This is a genomic window from Streptomyces flavofungini (assembly GCF_041028215.1).
Taxonomy (GTDB): Bacteria; Actinomycetota; Actinomycetes; order Streptomycetales; family Streptomycetaceae; genus Streptomyces; species Streptomyces flavofungini_B.
The window spans coordinates 1-3,103 of record NZ_JASKYR010000809.1 but is presented as its reverse complement, the minus strand read 5'-3'; the positions used below and the strand labels follow the sequence as shown (position 1 = coordinate 3,103).

General features: G+C 72.5%; 4 protein-coding genes. 1 reads left to right on the top strand and 3 read right to left on the bottom strand.

Annotated elements, in window-relative coordinates:
* The first annotated feature begins 422 nt into the window (after nucleotides 1–422).
* Nucleotides 423–914 carry a hypothetical protein gene (locus tag AB8Z36_RS34805; protein WP_369217383.1) on the top strand — a complete coding sequence of 164 codons (492 nt, stop codon included), beginning with the start codon at nucleotides 423–425 and terminating at the stop codon, nucleotides 912–914.
* A gap of 137 nt (nucleotides 915–1,051) precedes the next feature.
* Here AB8Z36_RS34805 and AB8Z36_RS34800 read toward each other — a convergent pair whose 3' ends face one another.
* The 3 genes from AB8Z36_RS34800 to AB8Z36_RS34790 all read right to left on the bottom strand — a co-directional run bounded on the left by AB8Z36_RS34800 (nucleotide 1,052) and on the right by AB8Z36_RS34790 (nucleotide 2,916).
* Entirely contained in the window at nucleotides 1,052–1,600 is a 549-nt protein-coding gene (locus AB8Z36_RS34800) for a hypothetical protein (protein WP_369217382.1), read from the bottom strand.
* A 243-nt stretch (nucleotides 1,601–1,843) separates the two neighbouring features.
* Nucleotides 1,844–2,062 (bottom strand): hypothetical protein, encoded by a 219-nt coding sequence (locus AB8Z36_RS34795; RefSeq protein ID WP_369217381.1) that lies wholly within the window; start codon nucleotides 2,060–2,062, stop codon nucleotides 1,844–1,846.
* An 89-nt stretch (nucleotides 2,063–2,151) separates the two neighbouring features.
* The gene (locus tag AB8Z36_RS34790) at nucleotides 2,152–2,916 is read right to left on the bottom strand and encodes a bestrophin-like domain (RefSeq protein WP_369217380.1); all 765 of its coding nucleotides are present in this window, start codon (nucleotides 2,914–2,916) and stop codon (nucleotides 2,152–2,154) included.
* Nucleotides 2,917–3,103: the final 187 nt, after the last annotated feature.

Sequence of the window (3,103 nt, the reverse complement as noted above, 5' to 3'; positions counted from 1 at the left end):
CCCCAGGGGGCGCGCTTCTTCTGCTTCTCCTCCACGGGGAAGTCGAAATCGTCGGCGGGATGGGGCGAAGGCATTCTCTATCCCCTCTCAACGCGGCGTGCGCGCCGCGTCCGTTGCGCGTACGAGAACGCTAAGCGCGGGGCGCTCGGGGTGCGAAAGGGCGGGAGCGAACGGGTGGCCCCGGGGCCGGGGTGCGCCATCCGAGTCGCGCCGGTACGGATTTTTCTGACGGTCCGTGACCTGCGGTGATGTCGGGGTGTCCGGGCGCGCCCCGGCGTGTCGTCTCACCAGGACGGCCGATCGCCGACATGCGGTGCCCCGCGCGGCGTCCGAGGGTCGGACCGGGAGGTGCTCTCGCCGATCGACCGGGGACGGTACCCCCGGGGCGCCTTCCGCGGAGGATTGCCATGCGTACCTCTCGTATGCGAACAACGCGCGCCCTCGCGGTCGCCGCGGTGGCGGGTGCCGCCGTCGGGCTCGCCGCCCCGGCCGCGTCCGCGTGGGCCGACCCGACCAACATCGTGGCGATGCCCAGCGTCATCCCGAGGGGCGGCCAGCTCACGGTGACGGTCGACGGGTCGTCCTGCCAGGGCGGCGGCCGGATCACCTCGCACGCCTTCCCTGACACCGACCTGCGCCCGCTGAACAACAGCACCACCTCCAGCGCGACGGCCACCATCCACCGCAACGCCACGCCCGGCGCGTACGACATCACCGCCCACTGCGGCGGCAAGTCCCTCACCCGCCCGGCCGCGTTCACCGTCATCCACGGCGGTGTGCGCGGCGGCTTCGGCGGCAGCACGCACTCCGGGGCGACCGACACCGACATGGCGATCGGCGGGGCGCTGGTGGCCGCGGCCGTGGTCGGCGGCGGGGTGTTCTGGATGCGCCGCCGGTCGGAGAACAAGGTCTGAGGCGCCGGGCGCGCGAGCCACGGCCGGACGGGCGTGCCCCCTTCCGCGCGGCGCCCGGTCCCCCTCGCGCACCCGTCTCTTCCGCGCACCGCGGCGCCCCCGGGGTCCTGGAGACGCCCCGGGGGCGCTGTGGCGCGTCAGGCGTTGTCGTCGCCGGTGCGGCGGCGGGCCTTGTAGTACGCGGTGCCGATGGTGCCGAGGATCAGTGCGCCGCCGAGGGCGATCTCATGGGCGTCGAGACCGCCGAGGCTGCCGCCGGTGCCCGCCTTCACGCCCTTGTGGGTCGAGTGCTCGGGGCGGTGCTGATCGGGGCGGCTGTGGTCGCCGTCCCGGCCGGTGGCGATGGTGAGGTCGGTCTTGCCGGTCTCGCCCTTGCAGTCGAACGTCACCTCGTACATGGCGCCGGGCTTGGCGTCCCAGAACACCTGCGCGGTGGTCGACGACTGCCCCTTGGGGATGTGGGCGTCGTCGAAGATGCCGGAGGTGACCTTGGTGTCGCCGTCGCAGCTGTCGACGCCGAGGGTGACCTGGCCGCCCGCCGCGATGGTCGAGGGCGTCACCCGGAAGCCGAACGAGGTGATGCCGTTGTTCTCGTCGTTCGTGACGGTCGCCGAGGCGGGCGGGACCGTGAGCGTCAGGACGGAAGCGGTGAGCAGGGCGGCCGAAGCGACGCGTATCGCGCGCATGGTGATCCTCCGGTGTCTCCGAGGAGCAGCTGCGGACCTTCTTCCGCTGTCGCCTGAAATGCACCTCGATGCCGGAAACGCTAGATACGGACCGTGGGGGCCGCGATCGCTGTCGTGCGAACGGGGTAACCGGGGCCGCCGGGCGGGCGAACGCGACGGCGTGGCGCGGCGTGCCGGGTGCGGTGATGTGCCAGGGGTGACGTGGTGCGCGGGGCGAGGGGTGGCCCGCGTCCCGCCCGGAGGTCAGTCCCGCGGCGCGGACCAGACGTGGCGCCCGCCGCGCCACTCCACGAGGTGCGGGTCGTCGAGGGCCACGTCGGCCTCGCCGAGGCCCGCGCGGCGCAGGAGCGCCACGAGGTCGGCGTCGCTGTGGGCGGTGCCCGCCTCGCGTCCGCGCACGGTGACCCGCCGCCCGCCGTCGGCGGCGGGCGGATGGACGACGATCGGTGACTGCCAGGGCATGGCATACAGGATGCGCCGTGCGGGCCCGCCGCGCAGCACGGTTCACGGCCAAGGCGGTGCGGGGGCGGATCGCGGTGGACGCACCGGCCTCAGCCGCCGAGCTGGGAGAGCAGCTCCCGCAGCGGTTCCGCGCCCGCGGCGACCCCGCGGCTGTAGGGGGAGTCGAAGTCCCAGATGAGGAAGAGCAGGAAGGCGAAGAGCGCGGAGAAGAGACCGGCGAGGATCAGTTCGCGCGTGGTGCGGCGGATCTGGAGGGCGAAGATCATGCCGATGGTGACGAGCCCGCCGATGATCAGCCCGAACCAGACCACCCCGGGCATGGTCGCGCCGGTGCTGTCCGCGCGGGAGCTGCGGGCGTCGTCCGCCGCGGCCACCGCGTCGACCAGCGGCTGGTACTGCTGGGCCTCGTAGTCCGACTTCGGCTGGTAGTCGGTGACGTCACGCCGCACCTGGCGCAGCAACTCCCGCCCCTGAACAGTCAGTTCGCCCTTGTCGGCCATCGTGTCCCACTCTTTGGTGACGACATGGCTGACATAGGTGTGGACATCGGCACGAATACGGTCACGGACGTCATCGGGGTAGACGTCCGCGCGCTCCGCCACCTCGTGCAGCGCCTGTGCCTCCAGGCGTACGTACTCCTGGGCGGCGCCGCGCGCCTCCCAGACGCCCGCGATGGCGAGACCAAGGACGATGGCGTAAACGACGCCGATCATCATGGTCATGTACTCAATGACGTCGGGGGTGTCCGACGCGTCGTAGTCCTCGCCCGTCCTGCGGTGCCGCAGGAGGGTCACGACGAGCACGACCGCGCATGCGGCCGCCATCGCGAGGGTGAGAACAAGCCATTCCGACATGGGGACCTCCGGCGGTCAGCGCGGGCGGAGCGCGGCGACGGCGAGCACCGCGGGTGCCGTGATGAGCAGGGTGAGCGTGATGATGGACGGGGTGCTGCGCGGCGGCGTCCTGCGCGGTCGGGAGTGATACGAGGGGTACGACACCGGTTGCGGCTTATCCGCCGTCTTGGACGGAGTGGGCTTCGGC